The organism is Sediminibacterium sp. GW821-FHT12F12 (genome assembly GCF_058806635.1).
The window spans coordinates 247,871-264,000 of the sequence record NZ_JBXAPW010000001.1; the positions used below are offsets into that span (position 1 = coordinate 247,871).

At 45.8% G+C, this 16,130-nt stretch carries 14 protein-coding genes; 13 read left to right on the forward strand and 1 reads right to left on the reverse strand.

What is annotated here, in order from left to right; all coding sequences use genetic code 11:
- Window positions 1-3: 3 nt before the first annotated feature.
- Window positions 4-1,059 (forward strand): hypothetical protein, encoded by a 1,056-nt coding sequence (locus tag AC1RNB_RS01020; RefSeq protein ID WP_493079937.1) that lies wholly within the window; start codon window positions 4-6, stop codon window positions 1,057-1,059.
- Window positions 1,060-1,077: 18 nt separating this feature from the next.
- Here AC1RNB_RS01020 and AC1RNB_RS01025 read toward each other — a convergent pair whose 3' ends face one another.
- Window positions 1,078-1,335 carry a hypothetical protein gene (locus AC1RNB_RS01025; protein WP_493079939.1) on the reverse strand — a complete coding sequence of 86 codons (258 nt, stop codon included), beginning with the start codon at window positions 1,333-1,335 and terminating at the stop codon, window positions 1,078-1,080.
- 258 nt (window positions 1,336-1,593) lie between these two features.
- Here AC1RNB_RS01025 and AC1RNB_RS01030 point away from each other — a divergent pair, with 258 nt between their 5' ends.
- The 12 genes from AC1RNB_RS01030 (at window position 1,594) to AC1RNB_RS01085 (ending at window position 16,126) form a co-directional block, all read left to right on the forward strand.
- Window positions 1,594-5,907, forward strand: coding sequence for a PAS domain S-box protein (locus AC1RNB_RS01030; RefSeq protein ID WP_493079941.1), 4,314 nt, complete (start codon window positions 1,594-1,596; stop codon window positions 5,905-5,907).
- A 154-nt stretch (window positions 5,908-6,061) separates the two neighbouring features.
- Window positions 6,062-6,412: an NADH-quinone oxidoreductase subunit A gene (locus AC1RNB_RS01035; protein ID WP_493079942.1), complete on the forward strand. Its 351-nt coding sequence runs from the start codon at window positions 6,062-6,064 to the stop codon at window positions 6,410-6,412.
- Complete coding sequence (locus tag AC1RNB_RS01040) at window positions 6,403-6,948, forward strand: NADH-quinone oxidoreductase subunit B (protein ID WP_493079943.1); 546 nt, start codon at window positions 6,403-6,405, stop codon at window positions 6,946-6,948. The genes AC1RNB_RS01035 and AC1RNB_RS01040 overlap by 10 nt, the downstream gene beginning before the upstream one ends.
- A 14-nt stretch (window positions 6,949-6,962) precedes the next feature.
- A complete protein-coding gene (locus AC1RNB_RS01045; RefSeq protein ID WP_493079944.1) occupies window positions 6,963-7,415 on the forward strand; it encodes an NADH-quinone oxidoreductase subunit C in 453 nt (150 codons plus the stop codon).
- A 6-nt stretch (window positions 7,416-7,421) separates the two neighbouring features.
- The gene (locus tag AC1RNB_RS01050; RefSeq protein ID WP_493079946.1) at window positions 7,422-8,558 is read left to right on the forward strand and encodes an NADH-quinone oxidoreductase subunit D; all 1,137 of its coding nucleotides are present in this window, start codon (window positions 7,422-7,424) and stop codon (window positions 8,556-8,558) included.
- Between the two features lie 108 nt (window positions 8,559-8,666).
- On the forward strand, window positions 8,667-9,743 hold the full coding sequence (gene nuoH, locus AC1RNB_RS01055; protein WP_493079948.1) for an NADH-quinone oxidoreductase subunit NuoH: 1,077 nt from the start codon (window positions 8,667-8,669) through the stop codon (window positions 9,741-9,743).
- 150 nt (window positions 9,744-9,893) lie between these two features.
- Window positions 9,894-10,370 carry a 4Fe-4S binding protein gene (locus AC1RNB_RS01060; protein ID WP_493079950.1) on the forward strand — a complete coding sequence of 159 codons (477 nt, stop codon included), beginning with the start codon at window positions 9,894-9,896 and terminating at the stop codon, window positions 10,368-10,370.
- On the forward strand, window positions 10,370-10,963 hold the full coding sequence (locus AC1RNB_RS01065) for an NADH-quinone oxidoreductase subunit J family protein (protein WP_493079951.1): 594 nt from the start codon (window positions 10,370-10,372) through the stop codon (window positions 10,961-10,963). Before AC1RNB_RS01060 ends, AC1RNB_RS01065 begins: the two co-directional genes overlap by 1 nt.
- Window position 10,964: 1 nt before the next feature.
- Window positions 10,965-11,279 (forward strand): NADH-quinone oxidoreductase subunit NuoK, encoded by a 315-nt coding sequence (gene nuoK / locus AC1RNB_RS01070; RefSeq protein ID WP_493079953.1) that lies wholly within the window; start codon window positions 10,965-10,967, stop codon window positions 11,277-11,279.
- Between the two features lie 4 nt (window positions 11,280-11,283).
- On the forward strand, window positions 11,284-13,215 hold the full coding sequence (gene nuoL, locus AC1RNB_RS01075; RefSeq protein ID WP_493079955.1) for an NADH-quinone oxidoreductase subunit L: 1,932 nt from the start codon (window positions 11,284-11,286) through the stop codon (window positions 13,213-13,215).
- A 7-nt stretch (window positions 13,216-13,222) separates the two neighbouring features.
- The gene (locus tag AC1RNB_RS01080; protein ID WP_493079957.1) at window positions 13,223-14,707 is read left to right on the forward strand and encodes a complex I subunit 4 family protein; all 1,485 of its coding nucleotides are present in this window, start codon (window positions 13,223-13,225) and stop codon (window positions 14,705-14,707) included.
- A 9-nt stretch (window positions 14,708-14,716) separates the two neighbouring features.
- Complete coding sequence (locus AC1RNB_RS01085; protein ID WP_493079958.1) at window positions 14,717-16,126, forward strand: NADH-quinone oxidoreductase subunit N; 1,410 nt, start codon at window positions 14,717-14,719, stop codon at window positions 16,124-16,126.
- The last annotated feature ends 4 nt before the right edge of the window (window positions 16,127-16,130 follow it).

Genomic DNA, 16,130 nt, shown 5'->3' on the forward strand with positions numbered 1-16,130 from the left:
CAGATGAAAAAAATCCTGAATCATCCCTTTTTGATCAAATTGCTGCACTGGGAGTACTGGTCGTTCAATATGTTGTATGGCCCGATTTACCTCTACTGGTTTGTACTTTGTGCCCGGGCCCGTTCTTTTTTCTTTTTTAATACAGCTAACCCCAGTATCAAAAACGGCGGTTTTCTGATGGAAAGCAAAAAGGAGATCTATGATTTGATTCCTGAGCGCTATTACCCCCAGACAATGTTATTTACAGCCGGTATCCCGGTTGAACAGATGATCGAACAGATACGAGCAGCCGGTTTTGTTTTTCCTTTGATAGCCAAACCCGACATTGGGATGCGTGGCCTGGCTGTGGCCAGATTAGCTGATGAAAAAGAAGCATTACTGTATGCACAGGAAAGCCAGGTTGATTTTCTGGTGCAGGAATATGTGCCTTATGAAAATGAGATCGGGATCTTTTATTATCGTTATCCTGATGAAGCTTCGGGCCATATTTCCGGCATCGTGAAAAAAGAATTCCTGGCGGTAACAGGTGATGGAAAAACACCGACAAGGGAACTGCTGCTGCGTGATCCCCGGTACATACTACAGTTGCCTATTCTGGAACAAACCATGCAGCATTTATTGGCCGAAGTAGTACCAGCCGGCGAAAAAAAAGTATTGGTTCCTTATGGTAACCATGCCCGCGGAGCCTTGTTTCTGGATGACAGTGACCGGGCGGATGGAAAGCTTGTTTCTATGATTGATGGAATTTGTAAGCAGGTGCCCGGTTTTTATTTTGGCCGCCTGGATATCCGTTACCGGAGCTGGGAAGAGCTGAAGGAAGGGAAACACTTTTCCATTATAGAATTAAACGGTGCAGGCAGTGAGCCTACACATATGTATGATCCCCGGCATTCTGTATTTTTTGCCTGGAAAGAAATTATCCGGCATTGGCATATCCTGTTAGAGATCAGTAGGCAGAATCACCGCAGGTACCATCTGCCTTATCTGTCTACTGCTTCCGGTTTACAAATGTTCAGGGAGAATGCTGTGTATGTGAAAAAGATACAGCCGGGATCCTAACCCTGCAAGCCATATACATTATTGTACGGGTTCATTGCCTATTTCATCTACATTGATCAATCTGTACGAAACAGAATTTTTAGAGAAAGAGATCAGGAATTCGGTACCAATATATTTGCCGCGGTATTCGTAAATACAGACCAGGTTACCTTCTTCTTCTACCTGGCCAATAATGGTATATTCTTTGTTATGAAAGCTATACGTGATCCGTTGTTTGGGGTCTGCAGAACTACGGCTTTTGTGTTTGTTGATATATTCAAAATTGCCTTGCTTCAAAATAGTAGGATTAATGGCTGGATAACTCTCCCCAAAGGCTGTTTTTGCATCCAACAGCGGGGTAAGCTACGCAAATTGTTTGGTTTGGCAGAATTGAGGGTCGGGGAGAGCTATTGGTAACCGTAAAAGGAAGTAATTGCCTCTTTTTTTTGACAATGCTGTTTTCAATAATTCTGTATCTTGTTTCAGAATCCATTATCCTGCTATGCCATCGGCAAAATAGGATAACTCAACTCAAATCCTATTGATATCCAGACAATGCGAGATGATATTCAGCCTATAAATGAAACTGCAAGACTGGAGGCATTAAAAGCGTATCATATACTGGATACCCTGGGTGAAGAAGTCTATGACCGCCTTACCAAACTGGCTTCGCTGATCTGCGACGTACCCATCTCACTGGTTACATTAATTGATGAAGACCGGCAATGGTTCAAATCCAAACAAGGACTTTCCATTACCCAAACACCCCGCGAGCAGGCATTTTGCCGGTATGCCATTTTGCAGCCATCTCTGTTTGAGATAGAAGATGCTTCATTTGACGAACGTTTTAAGCATAATCCACTGGTAACCGGCGACCCCCATATCCGGTTTTATGCGGGTTTCCCACTCATAGATAATAAAGGCTATGCGTTGGGAACTTTGTGTGTGATAGACCGTGTTCCCAGAAAATTGACTGCCAACCAGCAGGAATCGCTTTCCCTGTTGGCCAAAGAAGTCATGTCGCTGATCACAGAAAAACGCCAGCGGGAAGAGCTTGAGAATTTCGAGAAGCTCTTTACCATGTCGAATGATATGATTGGTGTGGCAGCTACAGATGGTTATTTTAAAAGAATTAACCCCGCATTTGAAAAAATATTAGGCTGGCAGGAAGCCATTTTCCTCAGCAGTAGTTTTTTTGATTTTATTCATCCGGATGATATAGCCATTACAGAAAATGAGATCCGTAAACTGGCGGCAGGTGAGATAACGATCAACTTCAGCAATCGTTTCCGCGCCAGAGATGGTTCGTATAAGATCATTCAATGGGTAGCCACACCCGAGCCCCAGAGTGGTTATCTTTTTGCCATCGGCCGTGATGTTACTTCTGAAAAAATCAAGGAGCAGGAAGTGATGGCCAGTGAAAGTAAGTTCAGGTCCTTCTTCGAGAATTCGCAGGGATTAATGTGTACCCATGATATGACCGGGGCATTTATCAGTATCAATACCGCGGGTGCGGAGCTCTTGGGTTATACACCCGCTGAGTTACTTGAGAAAACACTTTTCGATATTGTTCCACCGGCTCACCATGCTTCGATACATACTTACCTGGCCGAAATGGAAACCACTGGAAGATCGAAAGGGTTGATGACCACTCTGCATAAAAACGGTTCTCTGCGGGTATGGCTGTATAACAATACGGTGGAAAGGGATGGGGAAGGAAATTTGTATGTGATCGGTAATTCGGTTGACATATCAGACAGGTTACGCCTTGAAAAAGACCTGCAGCGAACCAAAGAAATTCTGGAAAATACCAACCAGGTAGCCCGCATAGGTGCCTGGGAGATTTTACCAGAAAAAAATAAAATATTCTGGTCGCCTGTTACCTGCCAGATTCATGAAGTGCCGGAAGATTTTGTGCCCGACCTTACTACTGCCATTCATTTCTACAAAGAAGGTGAGAGCCGGCAGCTGATCGAAGAAGTCGTGTCGAAAGCCATGGAAGCGGGTGGTTCCTGGGATCTTGAATTGCAACTGGTTACTGCCAAAGGTAACGAAAGATGGGTGCGGGTATTGGGTAAGGCAGAAATGGTAGATGGGAAATGCAAAAGAATCTTTGGCGCTTTTCAGGATATTGATGAACAGAAAAAAGTCAAACTGGCGCTTCAGATCAATGAGGCCAAATACCGCGCTTTCTTCGATAACTCTCCGGTTGGCATAGCCATTAATCGCCACGCAGATGGTAAATTCATCGATGGCAATCAGGCACTGTACAATATGATCGGTTACACGGAAGCAGAATACAGGCAACTCAGTCACCATGATGTAACCCCCGCCAGATACGATGCAGAGGAGATCAAACATCGCCAGTCGCTCACAGATACCGGCCGGTATGGTCCATACGAAAAAGTATACCTGCACAAAGATGGGCATCCCATCCCTGTGCTGTTGAATGGGATCAGGTTTACGGATGAAAGCGGGGAAGAACGTGTGTATTCGGTAATCCAGGATATTTCTGAACGAAAACAGATCGAGCGGGAACTGATCGTTGAAAAAGCCCGCCTCTCTGCTTTTGTAGAGAATGCTCCTGCGGCAGTGGCCATGTTCGACAGGGAAGTGAGATATATTGCCATCAGTAACCGCTGGATGGAAGAATACCAGTTGGTGGGTAAAAATATTATCGGTTTATCGCATTACGAGGTATTCCCCAATATCTCACAGCACTGGAAAGAAATACATGCCCGTTGCCTGGCAGGAGCCATTGAAAAAAATGAAGAAGATGTATGGCGTCCGCCGGGATGGACGCATGATCAATACCTGCGGTGGGAAGTAAGACCCTGGTATCTCTTTGATGGATCCATTGGTGGTATCATGATGTTTACCCAGGATATCACAGAAATCTGTTTGCAGCGCGATGAATTAAAAACAGCCAAGAAAACCGCCGAACAGGCCAATCAGGCCAAGTCTGAATTTCTGGCCAGTATGAGTCATGAGATCCGCACCCCACTGAATGGTGTGATCGGCTTTACCGACCTGATACTGAAAACCAGACTGGACGAAACCCAGCAGCAGTACCTGTCTATCGTTAACCAATCGGCCAATACCCTGCTGAGTATCATCAACGATATTCTCGATTTTTCCAAGATCGAAGCCGGAAAACTGGAATTGGAAATGGAAAAATGTGATCTCTATGAAATTGCCAGTCAGGCGGCAGATATGATCAGCTTTCAGGTAAAGAAAAAGCGCCTGGAAATGCTGCTGAATATTTCTGCTGAGTTACCGAGATTTATCTGGGCCGATGCGGTTCGCCTAAAACAGATCCTCATTAACCTGCTGAGCAATGCATCTAAGTTTACAGAACAGGGAGAGATAGAACTGAAAATTGAATTGTTACACGCGGTATCAGATAAAGAAATCATGGTCCGTTTTGAAGTAAGAGATACTGGTATCGGTATCAGGGAAGATAAACAGAAAAAAATCTTCCAGGCATTTTCGCAGGAAGACGGAACAGTTACCAAACGATATGGCGGAACCGGTTTGGGACTCACCATATCCAACCGCCTGCTGGCACTGATGGGAAGCCAGTTACAACTGAAGAGCAGTCCCGGAAAGGGGAGCAGTTTTTATTTCGACCTGCAACTGGCAGCCGAACAGGGGCAACCCCTTCGATGGGAGAATATTTCCTCCATCAAAAAAGTGCTGATTGTAGATGATAATGAGAATAACCGCACGATCATTACCCAGATGCTCCTGCTGCAGAATATTCAGGCCGATCTGGCCCAGAATGGAATTGAAGCCCTGCAGATACTGGGAACCGGAAAAAAATATGATGTGATTCTTACGGATTATAATATGCCGATCATGGACGGACTCGAGACCATCCAGAAGATCAGGAAGAGTTTTTATGCAACGGCCGAAGAGCAGCCGATCATTCTCCTGTCAAGCTCGTCAGATGATGAGGGTCTGGTTCGCAAATGCCAGGAACTGCAGGTATCGCTTCGCCTGGTAAAACCGATCAAAATGCAGGATCTGTATACGGCTTTATCGAGGCTGGGTTTACAGAAAGAAGGGCAGGAAGTGGCACCAGCAGCCAATTTACCCGTGGCCAACCTGAACGCTCTGCGGATAATGATTGCAGAAGATGGGGCTGTGAATATGTTACTGGCAAAAACCATCATCCAGCGAATCGCACCCAATGCAGAGATCCTGGAAGCGGAAAATGGTAAAGCAGCGTTGCGGATCTGTACCGGGCAGATGCCAGATTTCATTTTCATGGATATCCAGATGCCTGAAATGAATGGGTATGAAGCTACCCGCAAAATACGCTTGCTCGAAAACGGCAAAGAAGTGCCTATTATCGCGGTAACGGCGGGTAATGTAAAAGGAGAGAGGGAAACATGTATAGAGGCGGGTATGAATGATTTTATCGCAAAGCCGATTATAGAAGACACGGTTAGAACTGTTTTTAATAAATGGGCCATTGCTTCTCATACACCTTCAGAAACAGGAGAACCGGTAAACACTATGGATCAGATAGAAGAGCATATTAACCTGAACAAGCTCCGGGATATAGTGGGGGCCGATGATGCCATGCTGAACGTATTTTTGTCTTCCATAGAAACAGAGATCCGTAAATCCATCCTTGAACTGGAAGAAAATTTCAGACAAAAAGACCTGCCCGCACTGAAAAGCGGGGGGCACAAATTAAAAGGAACTACGTTAACGGCAGGATTGGGATTACTTTCGGAGTTGGCCAAAAAGATAGATGCATTAACAGCATTTGATGAAACGTCTATTGCCGGCCTCCTATCAGACACACGCCGGGAAACGGAAACGATTCTACAGATTATCAGAGGCTTGTCAGAAAAATGATGAAAGTCATTTGTTGGAAAGAAAGGTTTTCCGATGATTTTATGCTATTTCTGTTTTTTTTGAAATAAGCGTTGCAATTCTTTGTCTACATCATTTTTTTGGTATGAAATTCCGTAATTTGGGGTGGGTATAAAATTCACACCCGAATTTGCATATGGGAGCCATTTCTTTGATCGCTTTGGGTCTGGCAGCCATCCTCTTTTCTGCCGGCGGCATCCTGGTTGGAAAGTTCCTGCTGAAGAAAAGTACCAATCCACAGAAAGGCCAGCCTTACGAATGTGGTATCCCGACACAAACATCTCCCTGGCACCAGTTTCATGTAGGTTATTACCTGTTTGCCCTTTTGTTCCTCATTTTTGATGTGGAGCTGGTTTTCCTCTATCCCTGGGCCGTGGTGGTAAAGAAAATAGGGATCATTGCTTTGGTAGAGATTTTCATCTTCATATTTATATTGTTCATGGGCTTTTTATATGCACATAAAAAAGGAGCATTGAAATGGAGTTAACCGATACATTACAGGAACGGGCTGATTTTCCGGGAGAAATTGTTCCCACAGCAGGCGGTGGTATCATTGTCAGCAGTTTTGATGGCCTGATTAACTGGGCACGCTCCAACTCTTTATGGCCCCTCACTTTTGCTACCAGTTGCTGCGGCATCGAAATGATGTCTACCGCATCGGCCAAATACGATTTTTCCCGCTTTGGATTTGAAGTGGCGCGCGCCTCACCAAGACAGGCCGATCTGATCATTATTGCCGGAACCATCGTTAATAAAATGGGACCCGTGCTGAAACGCTTGTACGACCAGATCCCCGATCCCAAATACGTAATTGCCATGGGTGCCTGCGCTATCAGCGGCGGACCTTTCTTTTACAATACCTATTCAGTAGTAAAAGGAGCCGATCATATTATTCCGGTAGATGTATATATCCCTGGATGTCCGCCCAGACCGGAAGCTTTGCTGCATGCCATGATCAGTTTACAGGAAAAGATAAAAAGTGGGTTGACCCGCGAACAGATCCGCGAGCAATCAAAAGCCTAGTATAAAGAAACTGTATGACGAACGAAGTACTCAAAGAACAGATCCTCGCCCTGGAACCTTCCGTCAGTTTTGACGAAACCGGCGAGTGGCTGAATATTCTCGTAGAACCTGCCAAATGGAAAGCACTGGCTCAGGGACTGCGCCGGTCGGCGATGCACTTTGATTACCTTTTCTGTCTCACCTGTGTTGACTGGAAAACCCACCTTACCATGGTGTACCATCTTTCTTCCACCACACACAGACATACTATCGTAGTAAAAGCCAACCTTGACAGGACCACACCAGAAATTGAAACGGTATGCGATATCTGGCGTACGGCAGAATTTCATGAGCGGGAAGTATTTGAGTTATTTGGTGTGATATTCCTGAACCATCCGGATCTGCGCAGGCTGATACTGACAGATGATTTTGAAGGATTCCCCTTGCGGAAAGATTTTGAGGATCCTATTAATATGATAAAACTGTAGCCGGGCATGTATACGCAAACAGATGTGATAAAAGATACCACAGCAGACGGTCCTGAAGGCGAACTGGTGATTAATATGGGGCCGCAGCACCCTGCCACACATGGCGTGCTGCATCTCGTGATCACACTCGACGGCGAAACCATCAAAAAAATCGAACCCCACCTGGGTTATATTCACCGCTCTATTGAAAAAATGACGGAGAGTCTTACCTACCGCCAGTTTACCTATGTAACCAGCCGGATGGATTATCTCTCTGCCCATATCAATAACCTGGCCTGTGCCATGACGGTGGAGAAAGCCATGCAGATAGAAGTACCCGAACGTGCCAAAGTGATCAGGGTATTGATGAATGAGTTGACCCGTATTGCTTCGCACGAACTGTGGATCGGTGCCATGGCTATGGACCTGGGTGCCTTCACTCCCTTCTTCTACGCATTCCGCGAAAGAGAGCTGATCACAGATATCATGGAAGAAACCTGCGGCGCCAGGTTAACCATGAACTATATGGTGCCGGGTGGTGTGATGTATGATATCCATCCTTCCTTTCAGCAAAAAGTAAAAGAGTTTGTAACGCAGTTCAAGCATAAAGTAACTGAGTACGAGGACCTGGTTACCAATAACGTGATTTTCCAGAGCCGTACCAAAGGGGTAGGTTTTTTATCCAAGGAAGATGCGATCTCGTATGGTTGCAGCGGCCCGGTAGCAAGGGCCAGTGGGGTAAGTTGTGATATCAGGAAGCTCTATCCTTATGAAGTATACGATAAGGTGCAATTTGATGAAGTGCTGGATACTGCCGGAGATTCTTTTGCCCGTTATATGGTAAGGGTAAGAGAAATGAACCAGTCTATCCGGATCATCGAACAACTGATTGATGCCATTCCGGAAGGAGAATTTCAGGCCAAAACAAAAGCGGTACTGAAACCACCGAAAGGAGAGTTTTATACAAGAGTAGAAACAGCCCGTGGTGAACTGGGTGTGTACCTGGTAAGTGAGGGAGGAACCACGCCGTACCGGATAAAATACCGCTCACCCGGATTCTCCAATCTTTCCGCGCTGGATCATATGGCCAGGGGCAGCAAGATCGGAGACCTGATGGCCACGATGGGAACATTGGATCTGGTGATACCGGATATTGACAGGTAGGGAGTGGTGAGTAGTCAGTAGTGAATTGTCAATGGGCAATGGTGAATAGGTAATTGACAATTGACCATTCACAATAACGCGATCATAAACGAAAGTAATTTATAAACGATGTTCAGTTTAGAAGGCATTACAGGCACGGTACAGAACTGGTTGCTCAACACATTCAACCCGCAGGTGGCTTTGTTGATTGAATGCGCCATTGTGATACTGCTGGCCATTTCTTTGTTTGCGGTGCTGGGATTGGTATTGGTACTGATGGAAAGAAAAGTGGCCGCGCATATCCAGATCAGGCTGGGGCCTAATCGCGTAGGTCCGGGTGGTATGTTCCAGACGGTGGCCGATACAGTGAAACTGATCATGAAAGAAGGGCTTACCCCCGATCTGGCGGATAAGTTCCTGTTCAATCTCGCCCCATTTGTAGTGATGATCGTGGCCATGCTGCTGCTGGCACCCATTGCTTTTGCTAAAAATTTTCAGATCTGGGATATCAATATCGGAGTGTTGTATGTATCTGCGGTTTCTTCCCTTTCCGTGATCGGGATCCTGATGGCAGGCTGGGCCAGTAATAACAAGTATTCTTTATTGGGTGCCATGCGCAGTGGTGCACAGATCGTGAGTTATGAATTGTCTGCCGGACTGGCCATCTTATCCGTAGTGGTATTAACCGGCAGCCTGCAGATCTCTGATATCATTGCTTCGCAGCAGGATGGCTGGTGGTTGTTTAAGGGGCATATTCCGGTGATCATTGCTTTTGTGATTTTTCTGATCGCTGTTACAGCAGAAACCAACCGGGCACCTTTTGATTTGGCAGAAGCGGAATCAGAACTAACAGCCGGATTCCATACAGAATATTCGGGGATGAAATTTGCCCTGTTCTTTCTGGCGGAATATATCAACATATTTATTGTGTGTGCCATTGGTGCCACCCTGTTTCTGGGAGGATGGATGCCTTTGCATATCGGCAACTGGGAAGGCTTTAACCACGTGATGGATTATATCCCCTCCTCTGTCTGGTTTTTGGGAAAAACATTTTTCCTCATCTTTTTAATTATGTGGTTCCGGTGGACCTTCCCGCGTTTGCGGGTAGACCAGTTATTGAACCTGGAGTGGAAATACCTGTTACCGATAAGTTTATTCAACCTCTTACTGGTAACACTGATAGCAATATTGGGATGGCATTTTTAGGTTGAGCGTGAGGGGCTTTTATTCAGTAACGCTCCGTGCAACTCCGTGTTCTTTGTGTCTCTGTGTTGAAAAAGTATTATTCGTAAATAAATATTTTCAACACAAAGACAAGGAGCTACCGGGGATCACAGAGTAAATAAAACAGGATACATGTTTTTGAAAGAGTACATAAAAGATGTTTATGGTGGCGTAACCTCTTTACTGAAGGGGATGCGGAAGACCGGTTATTATTTCTTCCATCCCAAAGAGATCATCACCGAGCAATATCCCGATAACCGCGCCACACTGAAACTGGCCGAGCGTTTCCGTGGCGAAGTGGTAATGGCGCATGATGCCAATAACGAACATGCCTGCACGGGCTGCACTGCCTGTGAACTGGCCTGCCCTAACGGTACCATCAAGATCATTACCAAATTTGACATGACTCCCGAAGGGAAAAAGAAAAAAGCGATCGATACATTCATCTATCACCTTGAACTCTGTACCATGTGTAATTTATGTGTGGAAGCCTGCCCAACAGGTGCCATCAGCATGGCGCAGAATTTTGAGCACAGTGTATACGATAGAAACAAACTCACCAAAAAATTAAATAAACCAGGTTCTAAAGTAAGGGAGGGCGTTGAATAATGGAAGCATCTGCCATCATATTCTATTGCATAGCAGCTTTTATCCTCGGAGCAGGTATACTGGCTGTTACCACACGAAAAATATTCCGGTCTGCCATCTGGCTGCTGTTCTCACTGGTAGGCATTGCTGCCTTGTATTTCTGGCTGCAGGTAGAGTTTATAGCCGCTGTACAGATCATTGTATATGTAGGAGGTATTGTGGTACTGATCATTTTTTCCATTTTCCTTACCCAGCAATCGGGTAAAGAAATGGCCAAACCTTCGGGTAAACATGTCTTGTTTTCGTTGCTGGCCGTTTTGTTCGGACTGGCACTGATCTATAACCTGATCTCAGAATACGGTTTTGCCGAACAGGCATCCCAACCATTCCAGGTAGCAGTGGGAGAAATTGGTATGCAGATGCTGAGTACTACCGAACACGGTTTTATCCTGCCCTTTGAAGCTGTGAGTATGTTATTGCTGGCGGCCATGGTGGGATGTATTGTGATCGCCATGAAAAACAAAAGCGGCAACCTGGAAGCAGCTGAACCGCCGGCCGGCAAACTGATGATTCATTCAGATTTTACTTCATCCACAACAGAAAAGGAGGCTTGATATGAATAGTGTACCCCTGGCGCATATCCTGTTTGTAAGTACCGCACTGTTCTGCATTGGCATGTATGGCTTGTTTACCCGCCGTAATATCATCACCATGCTGATGTCGATAGAACTGATGCTGAACAGTGTAAACATCAATTTTGTAGCTTTCAATAAATACCTCTGGCCCGAAAAGCTGGACGGGATCTTTTTCACATTGTTCATCATTACCATTGCTGCTGCCGAGGCGGCGGTGGCCATTGCCATTATCATTAACCTGTACAGAAGCCATAACTCTATAGATGTGGAAGATGCCACGGAACTGAAATATTAAAACGATGTCAAACTATTCCTACATAGTATGGATCCCGCTTTTGCCACTGATCACTTTCCTGGTGCTGGGTCTGTTTGGAAGAAAATACCTGAAAACTTTTTCCGGTATCCTGGGTACGGGCTCCTTGCTTGCTGCCACCGTTTTATCCTTACTGGCCGCCAGGCAGTATTTTCTGGGCGATGGAAAGCTGAATGGTGTTTACCAGAAGATCACTGCTTTTAAATTTACCTGGCTCGAGTTTTCGCCCGGCGTATCCATTGATATCAGCGCCATCGTTGATCCGATCTCTGTAATGATGCTGGTGGTGGTTACTTTTGTTTCACTGATGGTGCATGTGTTCAGTCTTGGTTATATGAAAGGAGAGGAGCGCTTTGCTACCTATTATGCCTATCTCGGTCTGTTTACATTTTCTATGCTGGGATTGGTATTATCCGGCAACCTGTTCCAGATCTATATGTTCTGGGAACTGGTAGGTGTTTCTTCTTTTTTACTGATAGGTTATTATTACAACAAACCTTCTGCTGTTGCAGCTTCCAAAAAAGCATTCATCGTTACCCGTTTTGCCGACCTGGGATTCCTGGTGGGAATACTGGTACTGGCTTTTTACGGACATACACTCGATATTGCTACCCTGATCGAAAGATTAACATCGGCACAATCCACCGAATTCACCGGTATGGCTACCGCGGGTTTTCTGGGTGTATCTATGCTTACCTGGGGATTAACTTTGGTATTTATCGGCGGTGCCGGTAAATCGGCCATGTTCCCCCTGCATATCTGGTTACCTGATGCGATGGAAGGTCCTACACCTGTATCCGCATTGATCCACGCTGCTACTATGGTGGTGGCTGGTGTATACCTGGTAGCCCGTTTATTCCCGATTTACTCCATGGATGCGAGTGCGCTGCAGGTAGTAACGTATGTAGGTGCTTTCTCCGCTTTACTCGCGGCCGTAATTGCCTGTACACAAACAGATATTAAACGGGTACTGGCTTATTCTACCATGTCGCAGATCGGTTATATGATGTTTGCGCTTGGTATTGCCAAACAGGGGGGTGAAGGGGGGTTGGGTTATATGGCTTCCATGTTCCATCTTTTTACACATGCTTTCTTTAAATCACTGTTATTCCTTGGCGCCGGTGCGGTGATACATTTAGTGCATAGTAATGATATGAAAGATATGGGTGGACTGCGCAAGCTGATGCCTATCACGCATATCGCCTTCCTGATCGGTTGCCTGGCCATTGCCGGTGTTCCGCCGTTTGCCGGATTTTTCAGTAAGGAAGAAATATTGCTGGCGGCCTATCATTCCAACAAACTCATTTTTGGTGTGGCCCTGTTTACGGCGGCACTGACTTCTTTTTATATGTTCCGTTTGTATTTCTCTATCTTCTGGAGCAAAGAAGCACCACATCTGCATACAGAACATGGCGAAGGAACTTTCTCTATGAAGTTTCCGCTGGTGGTATTGGCTACCTGTGCGGTAGCAGCAGGATTTATTCCTTTCGCGCAGTTTATCACTTCTGATGGCGCGGCGCTGGAAACACATACGGATCTGAGTTTTTCTATTGCGCCTGTAACCTTATCGGTACTCGCTATTCTGCTGGCGGCATCTATGTACCGGGTGGCCAATGATAAACCAACGAAGCTGGCTGCCGCCATGGGTGGTTTGTACAGAGCAGCGAGCCGTAAATTTTATATGGATGAACTGTACCTGTTCATCACCCAAAAAATAATTTTCCCGCTCATCGGTGCGCCGATTGCGTGGATCGATAAAAATATTGTAGACGGACTGATGAACCTGCTGGCGGCTGTTACAGCTAAGATCTCTGAATGGATCAAAGGGCTACAATCCGGAAGGGTACAGAGCTATGCGCTGTATTTCTTTGGAGGGGTAGCCGCATTGGCGGTACTATTTATTTATATATGGAAATGAGCTTATTATGAACCTGTCCTTACTCATCTTACTCCCACTGGTCACCGCTGTTGTGATCCTTTTCTGCAACGGACTGAAACAGGTTCGTATGGCGGCACTGGTAGGTTCTGTGGCACAACTGGCCGTATCCTTACGTTTGTTGCTGTTGTATAGTAATGAAAGAGCTGCCGGTAACACATCACCCATGTTGTTTGAAAGCAAACACGAATGGTTTACCGGTCTGCATATCAATTATCATATCGGGGTAGATGGTATTTCCATTGCCATGATCCTGTTAACTGCTTCGGTAGTAGTGGCGGGCATCCTCGTATCATGGACCATGGAAAAACTGAGTAAAGAATTTTTCTTCCTGCTGCTCCTGTTAAGCATGGGGGCGTATGGATTTTTTATCTCGCTCGATATATTCACTTTGTTCTTTTTCCTCGAAGTAGCTGTGATCCCCAAATTCCTGTTGATCGGGATCTGGGGAAGCGGTAAAAAAGAGTACAGCGCTATGAAACTGGCCCTGATGCTGATGGGCGGCTCGGCACTGGTATTTATCGGATTGATGGGTGTATATTACCAGACAGGTTCTTTTGACCTGATGCAGATCGCTACCACGGCTATTCCGCTGGAAGTACAGAAATTCTTTTTCCCTTTTGCCTTTCTGGGCTTTGGCATATTTGGTGCGCTGTTTCCTTTTCATACCTGGGTACCGGATGGTCACGCATCTGCTCCCACTGCAGCTTCTATGTTCCTGGCGGGGATCTCGATGAAACTGGGTGGATATGGTTGTTTGCGCGTAGCCACTTTCCTGATGCCAGATGCGGCACATGCCTATTCCTGGATCATTATTTTATTAGCCACGATCGCGATCATCTATGGTGCATTTGCTACGATGATGCAGACCGATCTGAAATATATCAACGCCTATTCTTCCGTAAGCCATTGTGGTTTTGTGATATTGGGTATCGGCATGCTGACACGCACTTCGATCAATGGTGCGGTATTGCAGATGGTATCGCATGGATTGATGACGGCCCTTTTCTTCGCCGCCATTGGCATGATCTACAGCAGAACCCATACCCGTTTGGTGGCACAGCTGGGAGGACTATTAAAAGTGATGCCCTTTATCTCAACCGTATTTGTGATAGCAGGTCTTTGCTCGCTGGGCTTACCCGGCTTTAGTGGTTTTGTGGCCGAGATGACCGTATTCATGGGTGCCTGGCAGAACCCGGATGGCTGGTATCGTTTTGCCACTATCCTTGCCTGTGCCTCCATCGTGGTAACAGCGGTGTATATTTTACGTGCCGCGGGCAAAACAGTGATGGGGCCTATTGAAGAGAAATACAATCTGTTAACCGATGCCACCTGGAACGAGAAACTGGCGGCAGCTATATTGATCGTGGGTATTGTACTGATAGGTGTGGCACCCTTTCTCATCAACCAACTCATCATGCCCGGAACAGATACAATCATGCTGCAGGTAGGAAAAGCGATTACCCAAAAATGAAACTGACCCATGGTAACTGAATTCTTCATATTACTGAAACAGGAACTGGTGATCACCGCCATTATTTTCCTGTTATTATTCCTGAAACTGGGTAAAGACCGGTCCAATGAATCGATCCTCTCGATCATTAATTTCCTGCTGTTCCTGAACCTGGCCGCTGGTTTCTTCGGTAACCAGGAGGGTATGCTCTTTAACGAGATGTTCCGGACCAATTCACTCATCAACCTGGAAAAAAATATCCTGAACCTGGCCCTCTGGATCATCTCTTTGCAATCGTATAGCTGGTTACAAACGCATAAACATGTACTCGAGTTTTACCTGCTGCTGTTAACCTCTTTGCTCGGTATGTTCTTTATGATCTCCAGCGGTAACCTGCTGATGTTCTACCTCGGACTGGAAATGTCTACCATTCCGCTGGCTGCTGCTGCTAATTTTGATCTTACCAAACGTCAATCCTCTGAAGCAGCCATGAAGATGATCATATCATCGGCTTTCTCTTCCGGTTTGCTGCTTTTGGGTATTTCGTTGGTGTATGGTGTAAGCGGTACATTGGTGTTTGCAGAAATTCCGGCACATCTTTCTGCCGATCCATTGCATATACTGGCTTTTGTACTGGTATTATCCGGTATCGCATTCAAGATCTCTGCCGTGCCTTTTCATTTATGGACGGCTGATGTATACGAAGGTGCACCGGTAGCGGTTACCTCTTTCCTTTCAGTGGTATCGAAAGCGGCTGTATTATTTGTGTTCGTGCCAATCCTGTATACGGTGTTCAAGCCGCTGGCAGAAACCTGGTACCATGTTTTGTTTGTATTGGCGCTGGTAACCATCATCATCGGTAACTTATTTGCGCTTCGGCAGAATAACCTGAAACGTTTCCTGGCTTTTTCTTCTATTGCACAGGTAGGTTTTATACTGGTGGGTATTTCCGGTAGTTCGCAGGCAGGTATGGCTTCGGTGATTTTCTTCATCCTTGTGTATGTATTCTCTAACCTTGCCGCATTTGGGGTGGTATCGCTGGTAAGTGCGTTAACGGGTAAAGAGGGAGTAGCCGATTACAAGGGTTTTTATGCCACCAATCCTTTTCTCTCCTGGGTATTAACGATTGCTTTGTTTTCATTGGCAGGTGTGCCGCCTACTGCGGGCTTTTTTGGTAAATTCTTTTTACTGATCGCGGGTGCGGCCAAGGGCAATTACTGGCTCATTGGTATTGCAGCGCTGAACATGGTGGTTTCCTTTTATTATTACCTGCGGGTAGTAAAAACCATTTTCATGGATGCGAATGAAACACCGATCACCAAACTGACGATCCCGGCATTGCCCAGACTTTCGCTGTATATCTGCCTGGCAGGTATCATTATTACAGGACTGGCCAGTATGGTCTATGATTATATTTACTCACTCAGCTACGGCTTATAAATAC